The organism is Pseudonocardia lacus (assembly GCF_018531445.1).
Lineage (GTDB): Bacteria > Actinomycetota > Actinomycetes > Mycobacteriales > Pseudonocardiaceae > Pseudonocardia > Pseudonocardia lacus.
In genome coordinates this window covers 1-19697 of sequence record NZ_JAHDTH010000158.1, presented here as the reverse complement: position 1 = coordinate 19697, position 19697 = coordinate 1, and the positions used below count along the sequence as shown (strand labels likewise).

8 protein-coding genes and 1 pseudogene are annotated in these 19697 nt (G+C 77.6%); 2 read left to right on the top strand and 7 right to left on the bottom strand.

Annotated features, from left to right (window positions below; all coding sequences use genetic code 11):
- Both KIK08_RS27550 and KIK08_RS27545 read left to right on the top strand, forming a co-directional pair.
- Nucleotides 1–248 (top strand): annotated as a pseudogene (locus KIK08_RS27550) (ABC transporter ATP-binding protein); the annotation flags it as partial.
- Between the two features lie 130 nt (nucleotides 249–378).
- Nucleotides 379–1365, top strand: coding sequence for an iron-siderophore ABC transporter substrate-binding protein (locus KIK08_RS27545; RefSeq protein ID WP_214406179.1), 987 nt, complete (start codon nucleotides 379–381; stop codon nucleotides 1363–1365).
- Here the strand turns inward: KIK08_RS27545 and KIK08_RS27540 are convergent.
- From KIK08_RS27540 to KIK08_RS27510, 7 genes are all read right to left on the bottom strand, one after another.
- Nucleotides 1355–2437, bottom strand: coding sequence for a methyltransferase (locus KIK08_RS27540; protein WP_214406178.1), 1083 nt, complete (start codon nucleotides 2435–2437; stop codon nucleotides 1355–1357). The genes KIK08_RS27545 and KIK08_RS27540 overlap by 11 nt on opposite strands.
- Nucleotides 2434–4086 carry a (2,3-dihydroxybenzoyl)adenylate synthase gene (locus KIK08_RS27535; RefSeq protein WP_308257933.1) on the bottom strand — a complete coding sequence of 551 codons (1653 nt, stop codon included), beginning with the start codon at nucleotides 4084–4086 and terminating at the stop codon, nucleotides 2434–2436. Before KIK08_RS27535 ends, KIK08_RS27540 begins: the two co-directional genes overlap by 4 nt.
- The gene (locus tag KIK08_RS27530; protein ID WP_214406177.1) at nucleotides 4083–5441 is read right to left on the bottom strand and encodes a lysine N(6)-hydroxylase/L-ornithine N(5)-oxygenase family protein; all 1359 of its coding nucleotides are present in this window, start codon (nucleotides 5439–5441) and stop codon (nucleotides 4083–4085) included. Before KIK08_RS27530 ends, KIK08_RS27535 begins: the two co-directional genes overlap by 4 nt.
- Before the next feature lie 32 nt (nucleotides 5442–5473).
- Complete coding sequence (locus tag KIK08_RS27525) at nucleotides 5474–10219, bottom strand: non-ribosomal peptide synthetase (protein WP_214406176.1); 4746 nt, start codon at nucleotides 10217–10219, stop codon at nucleotides 5474–5476.
- Nucleotides 10216–13746, bottom strand: coding sequence for a non-ribosomal peptide synthetase (locus KIK08_RS27520; protein ID WP_214406175.1), 3531 nt, complete (start codon nucleotides 13744–13746; stop codon nucleotides 10216–10218). Before KIK08_RS27520 ends, KIK08_RS27525 begins: the two co-directional genes overlap by 4 nt.
- Nucleotides 13743–15098 carry a salicylate synthase gene (locus KIK08_RS27515; RefSeq protein ID WP_214406174.1) on the bottom strand — a complete coding sequence of 452 codons (1356 nt, stop codon included), beginning with the start codon at nucleotides 15096–15098 and terminating at the stop codon, nucleotides 13743–13745. Before KIK08_RS27515 ends, KIK08_RS27520 begins: the two co-directional genes overlap by 4 nt.
- Before the next feature lie 34 nt (nucleotides 15099–15132).
- Nucleotides 15133–19697 (bottom strand): non-ribosomal peptide synthetase (locus KIK08_RS27510; protein ID WP_214406173.1); only part of this gene is annotated, 4565 nt, incomplete at its 5' end.

The window sequence follows — 19697 nt, the reverse complement described above, 5'->3', positions numbered from 1 at the left end:
AGGCGACCGCCGAGGCAGGCAGCGCGGCCGCCGGCGTCCGGCGCGCGGCGACGGCCGCCGCGCTCGCCGGCCGCACCGCACTGGTGATCGCCCACCGGCTGGACCAGGCCGCGGCGGCCGACCACGTCGTCGTCCTCGACGGCGGGCGCGTGCTCGAGGCCGGCGCGCACCTCGACCTGCTCACCAGGGGCGGCCCTTACGCCGAGCTCTGGGCCGCGTGGTCGGCGACCGCGGCCCCGGCCCGGTAGCCGCGTCCCCCGTACCCCCCCCACCGCGGACTGGCATCCGCCCCCGCGACACCTCACATCGGAGACGACCATGGCAGTTCCGACGGCGACGGTTTCGACAGCGCATCCCCGGCGGCGAGGACTCGTCGCGGTGGCGGTGACGGCCGCCCTGCTCGCCGGCTGCGGGCAGGGCGGCGGCCAGGACGGCGGGCAGGGCGCACCCGCCCCCGCGGAGGCCGCGCCCTCCGCGGCCAGCACCTTCCCGGTCACCGTGGCGGGCAAGGAGGGCGCCGCGACCATCCCGGCCCAGCCCGAGCGGGTCGTCACGGTCGGGCTGCAGCGCGACACCGACATCGCCCTCGCCCTCGGCGTGACCCCGGTCGGGATGGCGAAGGCCGCCTCGTTCCCCAGCGGGGTCGCGCCATGGGTGGAGCCGGTGCTGGGCGGCGAGCAGCCCGAGCTCGTCGACATGACCACCGGCCAGCCGCCGCTGGAGTCGATCGCCGCGCTGGACCCCGACGTGATCCTGGCGGTGGACGACTACGCTCTCGCCGAGCACTACGAGCAGCTCTCCCGGATCGCTCCCACGGTCTCCTACGCCGAGGCGCAGAACACCGACACCTGGCAGGAGAGCACCCGGCGGATCGCCACGGCGCTCGGCGTCGAGGACGAGGCCGCGGGGGTGATCGCCGAGGCCGAGGCCGCGGTCCGCGACGCCGCCGCGGCCAACCCCGGCCTGGCGGGCCGGACGTTCAGCTTCAGCGTCGTCTACTCGGGCACCGTCTACACCGTCCTGGGCTCCGACGCGGCCGCGACCGTGCTGACCCAGCTGGGGATGGAGTTGGCCCCCGCCGTCGCCGCGCTGCCCGAGTCGACCACCAAGGGTCGCGCCCAGGTGGGCGAGGAGCAGATCTCGACGCTGGACGCCGACGTGGTCATGGTCAGCTACGCCACCCCGGCCGACCAGGCGGCGCTGGAGGCGAACCCGCTGTTCCAGCGGCTGAGCGCGGTCTCATCGGGCGCGTACTTCCCGCTGGACTTCACCGTGGGCGTCGCGCTGGCGTTCCCGTCGCCGCTGGCGACCCCCTACGCCGTGGAGGGGATCGTGCCGCCGCTGAAGCAGGCCCTCAAGCTCTGAGCCCCGGCTCCGTGGGGGCGGCGCGGCAGGTCAGGATGCTGCCGCGCCACCCCGCCGGGTCGATCCGTTCCAGCACCAGCCCGGCCTCGCCCAGCAGGGCGCGCCACTCCGCGGCGGTGCGCTCGTGCCCGGGCAGCAGCATCCCCATCATCAGGTCGTAGGCCATCGTCCAGCCGCTGTCGCGGCCCAGCACCAGCTCGACGACCTGCAGCCGGCCGTGCGGGGGCAGCGCGGCGCGGACCGCGGCGAGTACGCGCAGCGCCGACCCGTCGTCCCAGTCGTGCAGGACCCGGGCCAGCAGGTAGCGGTCGGCGCCCGCCGGGACCGCGGTGAAGAAGTCGCACTCCTGCAGCCGGACGCGCCCGGTCACGCCGGCGGCGTCGAGGACCCGCGCGGCGCCGGGCAGGACGTGCGGCTGCTCGGCGAGCACCCCGCGCAGGTGACGGTGCCGGCCGAGCAGGGCCGCGAGCAGGCTGCCGTTGCCCCCGCCCACATCGACCACGCTGGCCACCCCGGCCCAGTCCTGCTCGACGACCGCGGCCCGGACCGCGGCGAGGGTGGCGGCCATGGCGGCGTCGAAGGCGGCGCCTGCGGTCGGATCGCCGGCGAAGTGGGCGAAGAAGTCCCGGCCGTTCTCCCGCTCGAACGGCGCCCCGGCGCGCCCCGAGCGCAGCAGTTCGGGGAGGTGGCGGGCGGAGGGCGCCACGTGGTCGACGACGTACTCGATGTAGGCCCTGGCCGAGCCGGGCACGCCGGCGCGCAGCCCGTGGCCCCACGCGCTGAGCGCGAACCGGCCGTCGGCGGTCTGCACCAGCGTCCCGGCCTCGGCGAGGCAGCGCGCCAGGCGCAGCATCGCCCGCGGCTCGGTGCCGCACGCCGCAGCCAGCTCCGCGGCGCTCATCGCGCGCTCGCCCAGCGCCTCGGGCAGCCCGGCGGCCAGCGCGGCGCGCAGCGCGTGGGTGCGCACGAACCCCATCAGACAGTCCATCAGCGCGGCCGGGCCGGGATCGGCGTCCGGGTGCGCCGTCGGCTCCCGGGGCAGCGCCCGGGCCGCCGCGGATCCGGCGCTCACCGGCGCACCGCCCCGCGGCCGTAGCGGTCGACCAGTGCCCGCTTGTCGGGCTTGCCCACCGCGGTCAGCGGCAGCGCGCGCCGGCACACCACCCGGTCCGGCAGCTTGAACCGGGCCAGCCCGCGCCGGCCGAGGAACCGGGTGACGTCCTTGGGGCGGGGCTCGGGCGCGCCCTCGGCGAGCACCAGCACCGCGCACACGACCTCGCCCAGCACGTCGTCGGGCAGGCCGACCACGGCGACGTCGACGACGTCGGGGTGGTCGAGCAGGTGCTCCTCCAGCTCGGCGGCCGACACGTTCTCCCCACCCCGGTTGATCACGTCCTTGATCCGGCCCTCGACGACCAGGTGCCCCGACGGCAGCACCCGCACCAGGTCGCCGGTGCGGTAGAAGCCGTCGGGGGTGAACGCCAGGGCGTTGTGCTCGGGGGCGCGGTAGTAGCCGCGCAGCGTGTAGGGGCCGCGGGTCCACAGCTCACCGGTCGCGCCCGGGGCGACGTCGGTGCCGTCCGGGCCGACGACCCGGACCTCGTCGGCCGGCGAGATCGGCCGGCCCTGGGTCGCCCTGACCAGCTCGGGCGGATCGTCGGGGCGGGTGTAGGCGAGCAGGCCCTCGGCCATGCCGATGCCCTGGATCAGCGCGCACCCGAGGTCGGTGCCGACCCGGTCGGCCAGGGACGGGTCGAGCCGGGCCCCGCCGACCAGCAGCAGCCGCAGCGCGCTGCGCGCGCGCCCGGACCAATCCCCGGCGGCGTCGGCCCACAGCCGGACCAGCGGCGGGACCAGCGCGGTCACCGTGACCGGCTCCCGCTCCAGCAGCCCGAAGACCGCGTCGGGCGTCGGGGTGCGGGTCAGCACGACCGTGCCGCCGACGGCGAGAGTGCCCAGGATCCCTGGGCAGCACAGCGGGAAGTTGTGCCCGGCCGGCAGGCAGACCAGGAAGGCGTCGGCGGCGGTGAAGTCGCAGACCCGCGCCGCGGCCAGCGCGTTGTAGGCGTAGTCGCGGTGGGTGCGCGGGATCAGCTTGGGCGCGCCGGTGGTGCCGCCGGACACGAGCAGCAGCGCGACCTCGGCCGCGTCGGGAACGGGCAGCGGGTCGGTGGCCGCGGTCGCGCCGACGAGGTCGGTGTACGGAGTCGCCCCGCCGGGGTCGCCCACGACCACGACCAGGTCGAGCCCGGGCACGGCGGCGCGCACCTGCTCGGCCAGCGGCCGGTGGTCGAAGCCCTGGAACCGGTCGGGCACCACGCAGCCCACGGCCTCGGACAGCCGGGCGAGGTGCTCGACCTCCGAGCGCCGGTGCGCCGGGAGCACCAGCACCGGTACCGCGGCGCAGCGCAGCAGCCCGAACAGGACGGTGACGAACTCCGCGCAGTTGGGCAGCTGCACGAGCACCCGGTCGCCGGGCGCGATGCCGCGGGCGGCGAACCCCATGGCCACCGCGTCGGCCTCGCGGTCCAGTTCGGCGTAGCTGAGCCGGCGGTCGTCGGCGACCACGGCGGTCGCTCCGGGCGACCGGGCCGCCCACTCCCGCAGCAGCTCGCCCAGTGCCTGTTCGCCCCAGTACCCCTCGGCGACGTAGCGCCGCACGGCCTCGTCGGGCCAGGGCGTGAAGGCACCGGCCGGCAGCCGCGACGCGGGCGCGCTCACCGGGCCCGCCCGTTGCGCGCCGGCTCCTCGGGGACGGTCACCAGCTCGTCCAGGTCGCGCGCGGCCCGCGCGCGGTGGCCCTCGACGAGCGCCCGGGCGATCTCCCCGGCCCGCACCGCCACGTTGGACAGCAGCGCCGAGCCGATGCCGTGGGTGTGCTCGGTGGCGCCGTGCACGAACACGCGCCGGGGCGGGTCGGGGGGTGCGTCCTCGTCGAGCAGCTGGTAGTCGCGGGAGATCGCGAGCCGGCCGAGCGCGTCGCGGCGCCACCGCGGGCCGGCCCCGAAGAAGCGGGCGGGGTCGCCGGAGCGGTAGCCGGTGGCGAACACGACCGCGTCGGCGGCCAGTGCCGTCTCCTGCCCGTCCAGGTCCGACCGGACCGCGACCCGGACCCCGTCGTCGCCGCGGTGCAGGGCGGTGACCGCCGAGACGTTGCGGAACCGCAGCCGCTCCCGGCCCTCGACCCGCTCGGCGTAGTGCCGGTCGTGCAGCGACCGGATCAGCTCGGGGTCGACCACCGAGTAGTTGGTGTTGCGGTGGTCGGCCATCAGCCGGTCCTTCGTCGGCTGCGGGGCGTCGAAGTAGTCGTCGACCCCGCGCGGGTCGAAGATCCGGTTGGCGAACGGGCTGTCGTCGGCCGGGCTGAAGCCGTAGCGGGCGAACACCGAGCAGACCTCCGCCGACGGGAAGCTGCGGTGCAGGTAGTCCACCGACTCCGCGGCGCTCTGCCCGGCGCCGACCACCACGAACCGCCGCGGCCGCGTGCCGGCCAGCGCGCGGACCCGGTGCACGAGGTCGCTGTTGTGCCAGACCCGGTCGTCGAGGTCGACCCCGGGCGGCAGGTGCGGCGCGAGCCCGGTCCCCACGACCACGTCGCTGGCGAGGTAGCGGGCCTCGCCGTCGGGAGTGGCCGTGCGCACCTCCCACCGCGCGGCGGCCCCGGTGCCGACCGGCGAGACCGCGCGCACCTCCGTGCCGTAGCGGACCCGCTCGGCGACACCGGCCGCGGCCCACTCCAGGTAGTCGTGGAACTCCAGGCGGGTGGGGAAGAAGTTCTGGGTGTTGATGAACTCGCTCATCCGGCCGCGGTCGTGCAGGTAGGACAGGAAGCTGTAGCGGCTCCAGGGGTTGCGCAGGGTGGCCAGGTCCTTGAGGAAGGAGACCTGCATGCGGGCGTCCTCGATCAGCATGCCGCGGTGCCAGCCGAAGGCGGGCTGCCGCTCCAGGAAGACCGCCCGCGGGCCGTCCGGCCCGGCTGCGTCCTCCGCCAGGGCGATCGCCAGGGCCAGGTTGGACGGCCCGAAGCCGATCCCGAGCACGTCGACGATCTGCGTTGCGGTCGTGGTGGTGGCCACCGTGTTCCTTCCTCCCGTGGCCCGCGCCCGCCTCACCGGCGCGCCCGCAGGAGGCGTTCGAGCCGGTCGACGCGGGCCTGGTCGAGGCCGCTGATGGTCAGGTCCGAGGGCGTGTGGCCCCCGCTGTCGGGGTCGCGGACGTGCCCGGCGAGTGCGTCGAGGGCCTCGACCCACCGCCGGGCGAGGCGCGCGACCGCGTCCGGGGCGAGCACGCCGGCCGGCGCGGACCACACCGCGGCCAGCCGCGGCCCGGCCGGGGTGGGCTCGGCGAGCACGTTGACGTCCAGGACGTGGGTCGCCGGGACGGCCGGGTCGACGGTGACCGCGAGCCCGCCGAACCCCCCGGTGTCGCTGCCGGTGTCTCCGGCGTCCTCGCTGCCGGGCAGGGTGAACCGGCCGAGGTAGTTGAACCGGACCTGCGGCGCGGGCCGCGCGCGCAGCCGGTCGCGTGCGTCGGGGTCGAGGTGGCGCAGCAGCCCGAAGCCGCGGCCGCGGTCGGGCACGGCCCGGCGCTGCTCCTTGACCCGCTTCACGACCGCGCCCAGCGCCGCGGTCCCGGCGGCGGCCGCGTCGAGGTCGAGACCGGCCAGGTCGAGGCGGACCGGCTGGATCGCGGTGAACCAGCCGACCGTGCGGGTCAGGTCGGCGCCCGGGACCAGCGCCTCCTCCCGGCCGTGCCCCTCGACCTCGACGACCAGCGGCCGCGCTGGGTGCCCGCGCAGCAGCGCCAGCGCGAACGCGGCCAGCAGCACGTCGTCGGGGCCGGCGTGGAAGGCCGCCGCGACCGGGCCGAGGACGGCCTCACTGGTCGCGACCGGCACCCGCACGGTCGTGTCGACCACGGTTCCGGCGACGTCGCGGGCGGGGTCGAGGGCCCGCTCACCGATGCGGACCCCGCCCGGGGCGAGCACGTCGAGCCAGGTGTCCAGCTCGGCGCGGCGGGCCGGGCGGGTCGCCGCGGCCGCGAGGCCGGTGGCCCACGCCCGGAACGACGTCCCGACGGCGGGCAGGTCCGCGCCGGCCAGGGCGGCGTGCAGGTCCTCGGTGAGGATCGGCCAGGACACGCCGTCGACGCACAGGTGGTGCGCGGCGAGCACCAGCCGCCCGGTCGGGTGGCCGTCGAGCCAGATCACCCGGAGCAGGGGGCCGGTTGCCGGGTCGATGCCGGCCGCGACCGACCGGGCTGCCGCGATCCCGTCCGGCCCGCCGTCCCACTCCACGCGGTCGAGCACCGCGGACGCGTCCACCGCCTCGGGTGGGGCCACCACGAGCCGCGGCTCGGCGGTGCCGCGCAGCCGCGCCCGCAGCAGGTCGTGCCGGTCGAGCAGGGCCTGCACCGCGGTGTGCAGCCGCGCCGCGTCGAGCCCGGCCGGGGCCGGGACCACCACCGACTGCGCGAAGCCGCGCAGCGGGCCGCCGCGCTCCAGCAGCCAGGCGGCGATCGGGGTGAGCGGCACCTCCCCGACCCCGGAGCCGTCGAGCGGTGCCGCCGCGCCCGGGTCGTCCAGGGGGTGCGCGGCCGCGGCGACCCCGGCCGCCGTGCGCTGGTCGAACACGTCGGCCGGGCGGATGCGCAGCCCGCGCTCGCGGGCCAGCGCCACGACCCGGAGCGCGGAGATGCTGTCGCCGCCGAGCTCGAAGAACGGCGCGTCGGGGTCGACGCCGGGACGGCCCAGGACGGTGGCGAACAGCTCGGCGAGCACCGCCTCCGCCCCGGTGGCCGGGGTCCGCCCCGTCGCGGCCGCCGGCTCGGGGCCGGGCAGCGCCGCCCGGTCGAGCTTGCCGTTGGCGGTCAGCGGGATCCGCGCGACGGGTACGACCTGCGAGGGCACCATGTGCTCTGGCAGCCGCGCCCGCAGGTGGGCCCGCACGCCGGCGACGTCCAGCTCGCCGACCGCGCCGGACGGGACGACGTAGGCCACCAGCGGTCCGCCCCCGTCGCGGCGGACCACGACCGCCTGTTCCACGCCGGGGTGCCCCAGCAGCGCCGCGACGATCTCCGCGGGCTCGATCCGGAAGCCGCGCACCTTGAGCTGGTCGTCGCCGCGCCCGAGGTACTCCAGCTGCCCGTCGCGCAGCCGGGCGGTGTCCCCGGAGCGGTAGAGCCGCGCGCCAGGGCGGACCGGGTCCGCGACGAAGCGGGCCGCGGTGAGCCCGGGCCGGTTCAGGTAGCCGCGGGTGACCTGCGGACCGCCGAGGTACAGCTCCCCGACGACGCCGGGGGGCACCGGCTGCAGCGCCGCATCGAGCAGGTGGACCTCGAAGCCGGGCAGCCCGCGGCCGATGACGCTGCGGGTGGCCCTGGCCGCGGCCGGGTCGAGGGTGGTGCGGGTGACGTGCACGGTGGTCTCGGTGATCCCGTACATGTTGACCATGCGCGGGCCGTCGGGCCCGTGCGCGGCGAGCCACTCGCGCAGTGTCGACGGGTCCAGCGCCTCGCCGCCGAACACGACCGCGCGCAGCGGCGGGACCGGCCGTCCGGCCGCCCGCCGGGCCAGGATCGCCGGGCCCACCTCCGCGAACGCCGAGGGCGTCTGGTTGAGCACGGTCGCCCCGGCGGCCACCAGCAGATCCACGAAGTCCTCCGGGGAGCGGGTGACCGGCCGCGGCACGACCTGCACCCGGGCGCCCTGGGCCAGCGCGCCCCAGATCTCCCAGACCGAGAAGTCGAAGGCCGCCGAGTGGAACAGGGTCCACACGTCGTCGGGACGGGGCTCGACGACGTCGCGCGCGGCCTCCAGCAGCGCCAGGACGTTGCGGTGCTCGACGACGACGCCCTTGGGGGCGCCGGTCGAGCCGGACGTGTAGATCACGTAGGCGGCGTCGGCGGGGCGCAGCGGGCGGGTCCGCTCGGCGTCGGTGACGGCGCCCGGGTCGAGGGTGGCCAGGGCGGCCGCGGTCCCCGGATCGTCGAGGACGATCGGGTCCGCGACGATCGGCAGGGCGTCCGCGGGGACGGCCGCCGCGGTCTCCGCCGTGGCCACCACCGCGGCCGGCCCGGCGTCGGCGAGCAGGGCCCGCATCCGCTCGGGCGGCAGGTCCGGGTCGAGCGGCAGGTACGCCGCGCCGGCGGCCAACACGCCCAGGATCCCGACCAGCAGCTCGCAGGCCCGCGGGAGCACCACGGCGACCAGGTCGCCCGGCCCGACGCCGCGCCCGATCAGCGTCCGGGCCAACCGGTTGGCCCGGGCGTCCAGCTCGGCGTAGCTCAGCCGGTCCGGTCCGGCGCCGACCGCGGCGGCCCGCGGGGTGCGGCGCACCTGGGCGGCGAACAGCGCGGGCAGGGTGGTGGCGACCGGTGCCCGGGGCGGTTCGGGCCGCAGCGCGGCCAGCGCGTGCCGGTCGGCGGCGATGAGCAGGTCGAGGTCGGCCACCGGTCGGTCCGGCTCGGCCAGCGCGGCCGCGAGCAGCCGCTCCAGCCGCTCCAGCAGCGCGGTGACGGTCGCCTCGTCGAACAGCTCGGCGCTGTAGGTGGCCTCGACCTCCAGCCGCGGCCCCACCAGGAACACCTCCAGCGAGAGGTCGAACTGGGTGGTGCCGTTCGGGATGCCGCGGAACGCGCTGGTGATGCCGGGCAGGTCGAGCCCGCGCAGGCCCTGGGTGAGGAACAGCAGCATCACCGAGTACAGCGGGTTGCGCCCGGCCGACCGCGGCGGGCGCAGCTCCGCCACCAGCCGGTCGTAGGCCAGGTCCTGGTGGGCGAAGGCGTCCACGGCGGTGCCGGCGACGCGGTCGAGAAGGTCGCGGAACCCGGGCCGTCCGGCCAGGTCGAGCCGCAGGACCAGGTTGTTGCCGAAGTTGCCGACCAGCCGCTGCAGGTCGGCGTGGTCGCGGTTCATGGTGGCGGTGCCCAGCGGGATGTCGACGGCCCCGGTGTGCCGGTGCAGCAGCGCCCCGACCGCGGCCAGCACGACCATGAACGGGGTGTGGCCGCTCTCCCGGCCGAGCCGCGCGATCCCGTCGACCAGTCGCGGGTCGAGCACCCGTGACAGCCGCCCGCCGCGGTCGGTGGGCGCCGCCGGGTGCGGTCGGTCGGTGGGCAGGTCGAGCTGCTCGGGCAGCGGGGTGAGCACCCGGCGCCAGTGCGCGAGCTGGGCGTCCTGCCGGGCGGTCCCGTGCTCGCCGCGCTGCCACGCCGCGAAGTCGGCGTACTGCAGGGGCAGCGGGGGCAGCTCGGCGCGGGCTCCGGCGACCGCGGCCCGGTACAGCGCCCCGATGTCCGCGCAGATGGCGTTCCAGGTCAGGCCGTCCCAGGCGATGTGGTGCACGACCAGCACGAGCACGTAATGCGCTGCCGAGCGCCGCACCAGGGTCAGCCGCATCGGCGGGTCCCGGGTCAGGTCGTAGACCCCGGCCGCCGCCCGGGCGGCCAGCGCGTCCAACTCCGCGTCGGCCCGGGCGTGCCCGGTGAGGTCCACCAGCGGCAGCGCCACCGGCCCGGGCGGGTGCACGCGCTGGTACGCCACGCCGTCGCGGCCCTCCTCGACGGTGCTGCGCAGCACCTCGTGCCGGGAGACGAGCCCGGTGAACGCCGCCCGCAGCGCCGCCACGTCGAGCGGCCCGTGCAGGTCGACGCGCAGCGCGACGTTGTAGGCGGCGCTGTCGGGGTGCAACCGCTGCTGGACCCACATCCGCTGCTGGGCGAGCGAGAGCGGCGCCGCGTGCGCGCGGTCGCGGGGCACCGGTCCGGCGGGGTCCGCGGCGGCGAGTCCCGCGGCCCGCCTGCGCTGTTCCAGCAGCCGGCGCCGGGCTGCGGCCCGGTCGGTACCGGCCCTCACCCGTCCGCCCCGGTGCCGTCGGCGGCGCCGAGCGCGGCGCCCACCTCGTCGTCGCTCATCCCGGCCACCTCCAGGTAGATCTCGGCGGCCAGCGCGGTCCGCCCCGGCTCGCCGTCGGCGGCGTCGCGGGCGTGCAGCGCCGCGGCCAACCCGGCGACGCCGGGCGCGGCGAACAGCAGCCGCACCGACGGCGCAGCGCTGTCGAGCGCCTCGCGCAGCCGGGCGACGACGGCGGTGGCCAGCACGGAGTCGCCGCCCAGCGCCACGAACTCGTCGTCGGCGCCGATCCCGTCGACGGGCGCGCCGGCCTCCGCGAGCACCTCGGACCAGACCAGGGCCACCACCCGCTGCACGGGATCGGTCAGGGGGGCCGAGGTGCCCGCTGGCGGCGCGGCCGAGGTGAGCCGGGCGGTCACCGCGGCCCGGTCGACCTTGCCGTTGCCGCTGAGCGGCATCGCCTCCAGCAGCACGACCCGGTCGGGGACCATGTGCGGTGGCACCCGGTCGCGCAGCGCCGCGCGCAGCCCGTCGGGATCCGGTGCCGGGCCGGCCGGGGTGGCCGCGGCCACCAGCCGGCCGCCGACGACGGCCGCGACCGCGTCGCCGACCCGGTCGTCCGCGGTGAGGGCGGCCTCGATCTCGCCGAGCTCGATGCGGAACCCGCGGACCTTCACCTGGTTGTCGCGGCGGCCGAGGAACTCCACGCAGCCGTCGGGGCGGTAGCGGGCGAGGTCGCCGGTGCGGTACCAGCGGCGGCCGTCGTGCCCGGGGAACCGGTCGGCGGTGCGCTCCGGGTCGCCGCGGTAGCCCAGCGCGACGCCCTCGCCGCCGATCCACAGCTCGCCGGGCACCCAGTCCGGGGCGTCGCGGCCGTGCCGGTCGACGACCCGCAGCGCGACGTTGTGCAGCGGCGTCCCGTAGGGCACGCTGCGCCAGTCCGCGGGGACCGGCCCGCCGTCGGGCACCTCGCAGACCGTGGAGTGGATCGCGGTCTCGGTGGTGCCGCCGAGTCCGGCGAACCGGCAACCGGGTCGCACCGCGCGCAACCGGCCTGGCAGGTCGACCCCGACCCGGTCGCCGCCCAGCAGCACGGCGCGCAGCTCGTCGCCGAGCGGTTCGCCGCAGCTGAGCAGCATGTCCAGCAGCGCAGGCACGCAGTTGAGCACGGTCACGCCGCGCTCGCGGACCAGCGCCGCCCACCGGGTGGCGTCGGTCCGCTCGTCCGCGCCCACCACCACGACCGCCCCGCCCTCGCCCAGGGGGGCGAAGATGTCGAACACCGACAGGTCGAAGTCGAGGGCGGAGACGGCGAGAGTGCGGTCGGCGGCGCCGATCCCGAAGCGCTCGACGAGGTCGTCGAGGGTGGCCATCGCCGCCCGGTGCGGGACCTCGACGCCCTTCGGCTCGCCGGTCGAGCCGGAGGTGAACAGCAGGTAGGCGCGGTCCTCCTCGTCGCCCGGCATGGGCGCGGCCAGCGGCGCGGCGGCCAGCGTCTCGGCCGGCCCGACGACCCGCACCCCCGCCGGCGCGCCGTCGGCGTGGCCGAGCACCAGCCCGACGCCGGCGGTGTCGACGATGCGCCCGGCCCGCGCGGGGGGCTGCTCGACGCCGATGGGGACGTAGCAGCCCCCCGCGGCGAGCACCCCCAGGACCGCGACGACCTGATCGGGGCCCTTGGGCAGCCGGATCCCGACCGCGTCGCCGGGCGCGGTCCCGGCGGCATGCAGCGCACCGGCCACGCGCAGCGCGCGCTCGGCCAGCTCGCCGTAGGACAGCACCCCGTCGCGGCCCCACAGCAGGGCCGGCGCCCCGGGGGTGTCGGCGGCGCGGGCGAAGAAGCCCTGGTGCAGCAGCCGGCCGCTGCGCGGGGCCGCGGTGGCGTTGACCCGGGCGCGGACCGCGGCCTGGGCCGGCGGGCGCAGGTCGGGCACCGGCCCGGTCCACGCCGCCTCCGAGCCGGCGACCAGCGCTTCGACCAGGCGCCGGTAGGCGGCGAACATCGCGTCGACGACCCCGTCGGCGAACCGGTCGGCGCGCAGGTCCCAGTTGACCAGCAGCCCGCCGCCGAACTCGGTGACCTGCGCGTCGAGCAGCACCTGGGGGCCCTGGGAGAGCGTCCAGACCGGCTCGCCGAGGGTCTCGCGGACGGTGTCGTCGTAGAGCTCGCCCAGGCTCAGCGCGCTGGTGAACACGACCGGGGCGATCATCTGCTGGCCGCGGGCGCGGGCCAGGTCGCGCAGCACCTCGACGCCGGAGTAGTGCACGTGCCCGGCGGCGGAGTGCATCCGGGCCTGGAGCCTCCGGGCGCGCTCGGCGAACCCGAGCGGCTCGGTCAGGTCGACGTCGAGCAGGACCGAGCTGGTGAAGTCGCCGACGAGGTCGGCCACCGCGGGGTGCAGGGGCTCGCGGTCGAAGGTGGGCACGTTGAGCAGGAACCGGGGCTCGCTGCTCCAGGCACCAACCACCTCGGCGAACGCCGTGGCCAGGGCCATGGCCGGGGTGAGGCCGTGGCGGCGGGCGGCGGCGGACAGCGCGGCCCTGTCGGCCGCGGACAGCACCACGTGCCGGCGCACCGACCTCGCCCGCGCACCCGGGCGTTCCGGGGCCAGCGGCAGGTCGGGGGCACCGGGCAGGTCGGCCAGCCGCTCGGCCCACCAGCGCGCGTCGGCCGCGACCCGGTCGGCGCGGCGGCGCCCGAGATCGGCGAGGTAGTCGCGGAACCGGTACCCGACGGGTTCCGGGAGGCGGTCGGGGTTCGCGCAGAGCCGGGCGAGGTCGGCCAGCAGGATGCGGTAGCTGACCGCGTCGCCGGCGAGCATGTCCACGTCGACGTGCAGCCGGGTCGCGCCGCCGGGCAGCAGGCTGAGCGCGACCGAGAAGACCTCGCCGCGCTCGACGTCGAGCAGCTGGTGCGACAACGCGTCGCGGACCTCGGCCAGCCGGGCCTCGACCCCGGCGGCGTCGAAGCCGGTCAGGTCGTGCACGCGCAGCCCGCGCCAGCCGGCCGCGGCCATGACCTCCTGCTCGCCGTTGTCGGTGAACCGGGCGCGCAGCATCTCGTGCCGGGCCACCAGTGCGTCCAGGGCCGCCCGCAGCCGCGCGGGCCGCAGGGGCTCGGCGCCGGGCGGGCGGTCGAACTCGGTGTAGAGGTGCGCGGCGACGCCGCCGAGCGGCTGGCTCGGCGCGCGCCCGATCCAGTACGCGTGCTGGAGCCGGGCCAGCGGGAACGGGCCGTCGGACCGCTGATCGCCGGTCGGGCCCTGCGCCGTCGCGGCGGTCAGGGCGCCGGCGCGCTCGACCCGCAACCGGTTCCAGGCGGCCAGGGTCGGGTCCTCGGCCAGCTCGGCGAAGGCCACCTCGGTCCCGCTGGCCCGCCAGGCCGCCACCAGCCGGATCAGCGCCATCGAGTCCAGCCCGAGCTCGAAGAGGTTGTCCTGGGCGGCGAGGTCGGCGGGGTCCTCCTCGACCGCCGCGGCGACGGCCGCGCGCAGGTCGGCGGCGCTCCAGCCGCTGTCGGTGCTGGTCATCGTCGGCTCCCTCCCACGGGTGCGGTGTGCTCGGCGCGGACCCGGGCGGGCACGAGGAAGCGGCTGACGCTGCGCAGCTTCTCGCAGCTCTCCTCCAGCTCCCGGGCCGGATCGGACGGCCCGACGATCCCGGCGCCCGCGCGCAGCCAGGTCCGGCCCCCGCGCTGGAAGACCGTGCGCAGCACGAGCGCGGCGTCGAGGGCGCCGTCGGCGTCGGCGGTCAGGACCACCCCGCCGTACATCCCGCGCGGCTCGGTCTCGTGGCGCCGGATGGCCTCCAGCGCGGCCGGCTTGGGCACCCCGGTGACGGTGATCGCCGGGAAGAGCCTGCCCAGCGCGTCCCAACCGCTCACCCCAGCGCCCAGCCGCCCGCTGACCCGGGAGGCGAGGTGCTGCACGCTGCCCCGGTCCTTGACCGCCATGAACTCCGCGACCCGCACGCTGCCCGGGGCGCACAGCCCGGTCAGCTCGGCCTGCGCGTCGCGCACGGAGATCGCGTGCTCGAAGACCTCCTTGGGGTCGTCGACCAGCTCGGCGCGCAGCCGCCCGTCGGTCTCGCGGTCGCCCGACAGCGCGCGGGTGCCGGCCAGCGGCTGGGTGCTGATCTCGCCGCCGGCCCCGACCTCGACGACGGTCTCCGGGCTGAACCCGGCGGCCCGCAGCCCGCCGACGTCGAGCAGGTAGGACCGGGCCGGGGTGTTGTCCCGGCGACCCAGCGAGTAGGTGGCGACGAGGTCGACCGGCTCGTCGACCTCGACGACCCGGGACAGGATGACCTTCAGCAGCCGCCCGGCCCGGATGTCGTCGATGGCGGCGGCGACGGCCGCGCGGTAGGCGGCGCCGCCTTGGCGCTCGTCCACCACCAGCGGCGCGGGCGGGGCGGTCCCGGGTGCGGCGGTCAGCGCGGCCACCAGCGCGGCCGGGTCGGTCCCATCGCCGGTGCGGACGTCGGTCCCGGCGGGCCCGGACCGGACCTCGTGCTCGGGCAGGACCAGGTGCAGCAGCGGCTGCCCGGCGGCCACCGGGCCGCCGCGCAGCAGGTGGGCCAGCTCGAACGCCGCCCAGCCGTATGCCCGCGAGCCCGGCGCGCCGACCTCGGCGGCCAGCTCCCCGACCCGGCGCAGCACGTGCCGGTCGGCCGGCAGCCGCCGCCGGACCTCCCCGCCGGAGCGCAGCTCGACCCCACCGGCCCGGACCACCACCTCGTGCCGCGCGCCCAGCCCGAGCGACCAGCTCCCGCCGCGCTCGTAGAGGACGAAGGGGCCGGGTCGGTCGCGCATGAGCCGCAGCGCGGCCGCGGTCGGCAGGGGTTCCCCGACGCGGGTGCGGGCGTCGTGGGTCGGCGCGCTCATCGCGCACCCGGGTCCGGCGCCGGTCGGCCGTCGGTCATCGCAGGTCCTCCCGCAGGGTCAGGCGTGGGGTGATCAGCGGCGCGATCTCGTCGAGCGCCGCGGGGGTGAGCAGGTCGATGTGCCGGAATTCGACGCCGACGACGTCGAGGCGGCCGGCGACGTGCGGGGCCCAGGCCGCCGACGCGCGCCGGGCCGCCGGGGTGCCGTCGTCTGCCCGTAGCGCGTCGACGCACAGGACGTCGCCGCGCATCACGCCGTACTCGGCGCCGGCGCGCATGCGGGCCCCGGCCACGAAGCTGCGCACCACGGCGGCGACGGCGCGCTCGTCGAGCCCGCCCAGCACACCGCCCGCGGCGCGGACGATCCGGGTGGCCCGCGCGGCCGTCAGGCCCTCCCGGTCGGGCCCTGCGAGCGGGTACCCGGTGTCGCGCAGCAGCCGGACCAGCGCGGCGCTCTCGTCGGCCGGCACGGTGTCGTGGGCCGGGTCGAACTGCAGGGCGTCGAGCAGCCCCAGGAACTCGATCTCGTGCTCCCGCGCCTGGAGCTCGACGGCCATGGCGTGCGCGATGCAGCCACCGAATGACCAGCCCAGCAACCGGAACGGCCCGTGCGGGCGCACCCGCAGCAGCTCGTCGACGTAGCTCGCGGCCAGCGCGGTCAGCGACCCGGTGGGGGCGGTGCCGCCGAGCAGTTCCGGGGACTGCACGCCCAGGATCGGCAGCCGCGCCGGCAGCACGCGCTTGAGCCCGGCGTACTGCCAGCTCATCCCGCCCGCCGGGTGCACGCAGACCAGCGGCGGCTCGGTGTCCGCGCCGCGGCGCAGCGGGACCACCGGCGACAGCGCGGCCGCGCCGGCGGCGGGCCGCTCCGCCTCGACGTGGGCGGCGAGGCCGCGCACGGTGGGGACGGCGAACAGGGTCGCGATGCCGATGTCGCGGCCCAGCCGCTCGCGGATGCGGGCGCGCACCCGCAGCAGCAGCAGGGAGTGGCCGCCGAGGGCGAAGAAGTCGTCGTCCGGGCCGACCTCGGGCCGGCCGAGCACCTCGGCCATGACGGCGCAGAGCACCGCCTCGACCGGGGTGCCCGGGCCGCCGCTCCCCCCGCCGGGCGGGTCGATCGCGGCCAGTGCCCGCCGGTCGAGCTTGCCGTTCGGGGTCAGCGGCAGCGCGTCCAGCACGGTGAGGGCGGACGGGACGAGGTGCGCGGGCAGCTCGCCGCCCGCCCAGGCACGCAGCTCTGCGGCGTCCAGACCGGGCGCGGCGACGTAGCCGTGCAGAGCCGGCCGGCCAGTGGCGTCGGCCCGGGTGAGGACGGCGGCGGCGCGGACGCGCGGGTGGGTGGCCAGCACGGCCTCGACCTCCTCGGGCTCCACCCGCATCCCGCGGATCTTGACCTGGTTGTCGGCGCGGCCCAGGAAGTCGAGGGTCCCGTCCGACGCGCGGCGCACGACGTCCCCGGTCCGGTAGAGCACCCCGCCGGGCGGGCCGAACGGGTCGGCGACGAAGCGCGTCGCGGTCAGCCCGGGCCGGCCGGCGTAGCCGCGCCCGACCAGGAAGCCGCCGACGTAGAGCTCCCCGGCCACGTCGACCCCGACCGGCTGCAGGTGCGGGTCCAGCACGTAGAGCCGGGTGCTGGGGTTGGCCCGCCCGATCGAGGTGGCGATGCGGTCGGCGCCGTCGCGGTAGATCACGTGCGACACCCCGATCGTGGTCTCCGCCGGGCCGTAGCCGTGGTAGAGCGTCACCGCGGTGCGGGCCCGGAAGCGGGCGAACAGCTCGGGGGTGAGCACCTCGCCGCCGCACCAGACGTGGCGCAGGCCGCCGAACCCGGTTCCCGCCCGGCCGGTGTCCTCTTCGAGGACGTCCAGCAGCGCCACCAGCATCGACGAGACCAGGTAGACGAAGGTGACGCCCTCGGTGGTGATCAGCTCCAGCAGGCGCTCGGGGTCGCGCTCCGCGCCCGGTTCGGCGATCACCACCCGGCCGCCGCAGACCAGCGGCAGCAGGATCTCGTTGACCGAGATGTCGAACGACAGCGGTGCCTTGAACAGCGTGGCGTCGGGGGTGCCGAAACCGAGCAGCTCGCGCTGCCAGCCCAGCCGGGCGCAGATCGCCTCGTGCCGGATCATCACGCCCTTGGGCCGGCCGGTCGAGCCGGAGGTGAACATGACGTAGGCGATCTGGCGCCCGTCGATCGGGATGTCCGGCAGGTCCCGAGGGGCGCGGGCGAGCCGGTCGAGGTCGACCGCCAGCGCCGGCACCGGCGCGTCGGCCACGCCGCCGAGCCCGGTCAGCACCAGCGCGGCCGCGCACTCGGCCAGCAGGTCCGCGCGCCGCTTCGCCGGCCACTCCGGTTCCAGCGGCACGAAGGCGGCGCCGGCCGCCATCACCGCGAGCAGCCCGACCACCATCTCCGCCGAACGCGGCAACCCGATCGCGACGACGTCCTCGGGGCCGATCCCGCGTGCGCGCAGTTCGGCGGCCAGGGTCGCCACCCGCCTGCCCAGCTGGGCGTGGGTCAGCCTGCGGTCGCCGTCGACGAGCGCGACCGCGTCGGGGTCGCGCGCCCGCTGGGCGGCCAGCAGCGCGGGCACCGACGTGGACAACTCGGGTCGAGCGGTGTCGTTCCAGGTCCGCAGCACCCGTTCGCGCTCGGCCGGGCCGAGCGCCCCGATGGCGCCGACGGGCGTGCGCGGCTCCCCGATCAGGGCGCGCAGCACGGTGTCGAGCCGGTCGGCCAGCGCGGCCGCCAGGTCGGCGTCGACGGCCCCCGGACGGCGGGCCAGGGTCACCCGGGCATCGGGGCCGTCGGTGCCCTCGAAGACCACGGCCAGCGGGTAGTGCGTGGCGTCGGCCGTGCGGACGGCGCCGATCCGCAGCCCCGCCCCGGCCGCCACGGCCGCGATCCGGTCCTGGTCGACGGGATAGTTCTCGACCACCACGAGGGTGTCGAACAGGTCCGATGCGCGACCCCGCCCCGCCCCGACGTCGGCCGGGCCGACCTGCTGGTGGTCGAGCAGGGCGGCCTGCTCGTCCTGCACGCGGCGCAGCAGCGCGTCCACCGGTTCCGCGGCGCGCAGCCGCACCCGCACGGGCACGGTGGTGGCCAGCAGCCCGATCGTCGACCCGGCCCCCGGCGCCCGGCCGGAGACCGTCGACCCGAACACCACGTCGTCGCGCCCGAGCGAGCGGGCCAGCGTCAACCCCCACGCCGTGTGCAGCAGGACCGCGACCGTCACCCCGGCCCGGCGCGCGGCCGCCCGCACCCCGTCGGGCAGCGCCCGCGTGGACCGGACCGGCACGGCGACCCCGGCCGGAGCGCCCGGGCCGAGCAGGCTGTTCTCCTCCACCCCGTGCAGGGCGGCACGCCACGCGGCGATCGCGGCGCCCCGGTCCGCCCCGGCGAGCCGGGCCAGGTGCTCCCGGTAGGGCGCCGCGGAGGTGGGCTGCGGCGCGGCGGGGGCGGCGGCGTAGGCGTCGAGCAGGTCGCCGAGCAGCAGCGGCACCGACCACCCGTCCAGCACGAGGTGGTGGGCGGTGAGGGCCAGGACGTGCCGCCCGTCGTCGAGCCGGACCAGCAGCAGCCGCACCAGCGGGTCCGGGCCGGCGAGGGCGAAGCGGCGCTGCCGCTGCTCGTCGAGCAGCCGGGCGCACTCGCCGTCGGGGTCGTCGGCCCCGCGGACGTCGACCTCCCGCCAGGGCACGGGTCCCGGCCGGGGCACGACCTGCACGGCGTCGCCGCCGGGGCGGCGGGGGAAGACCGCGGTGAGCTGCGGGTGGCGGGCGAGCACGGTCCCGGCCGCGGCGCGCAGCCGCGCGGGGTCCACGCCGTGCAGCTCGGTGGTCACCTGCAGGTGGTAGACGTCGGGCTCGTCGGGGCCGCGGGAGGCGGCGAGCTCGGCGTGGAAGAGCAGGCCCTCCTGCAGCGGGGTCAGCGGCCAGACCTCCCGCAGCCCGGGGTAGCGCCGGTCGAGCCCGTCGACCTCGTCCTGGGTGAGCCCCCGGGCCAGCAGGTCCGACGGGGTGTGCCCGGCCGGCGCCGCGGCGGCGTGGCGGGCCAGCGCGCCCAGCGCCCGCAGCCAGCCGTCGGCCAGGCGTTCGACGCCGGCCGCGTCGACGCCTTCTGCCCAGGTCCAGGTGATCGACAGCTCGGCGCCGCGCCCGGCGTCGACGGCGATGGCGCCGACCTCCACCGGATGGGTGAGCACGGCGGGCGCGGCGGCCGCGAGCCCCGCGTTCTCCGGGGCGGGCGCCCAGGCCCGCGTCGAGGCGGTGGTCCGCCCCAGGTAGTTGACCAGGATCTCCGGTTCGTCGAGCCCGTCGAGCGCGCCGCCCAGGTGGCGCAGCAGCCCGTAGCCGGTGCCGGCGGGCGCGGCGCGCAGCGCCTCCTTCACCCCGGTCACCGCCCGGCGCGCCGCCGGCCCGCTGGCCAGCGCGTCGGGGAGGTCCACACCGGACACGTCGAGCCGGACCGGGTGCACGGCGGTGAACCACCCGACGGCGCGCGACAGCGCCGCGCCCGGGACCAGCTCCTCGTCGCGGCCGTGGCCCTCCCGGGCGACGACGAGCGCGCGCCGCCCGCCGGCCGCGGCGGCCAGCG

What these genes read in the sequence shown, in the direction of transcription:
- KIK08_RS27520 (WP_214406175.1), bottom strand. Translation starts at nt 13,746, where the DNA reads ATGACCAGCACCGACAGCGGCTGGAGCGCCGCCGACCTGCGCGCGGCC.
- KIK08_RS27515 (WP_214406174.1), bottom strand. Translation starts at nt 15,098, where the DNA reads ATGAGCGCGCCGACCCACGACGCCCGCACCCGCGTCGGGGAACCCCTG.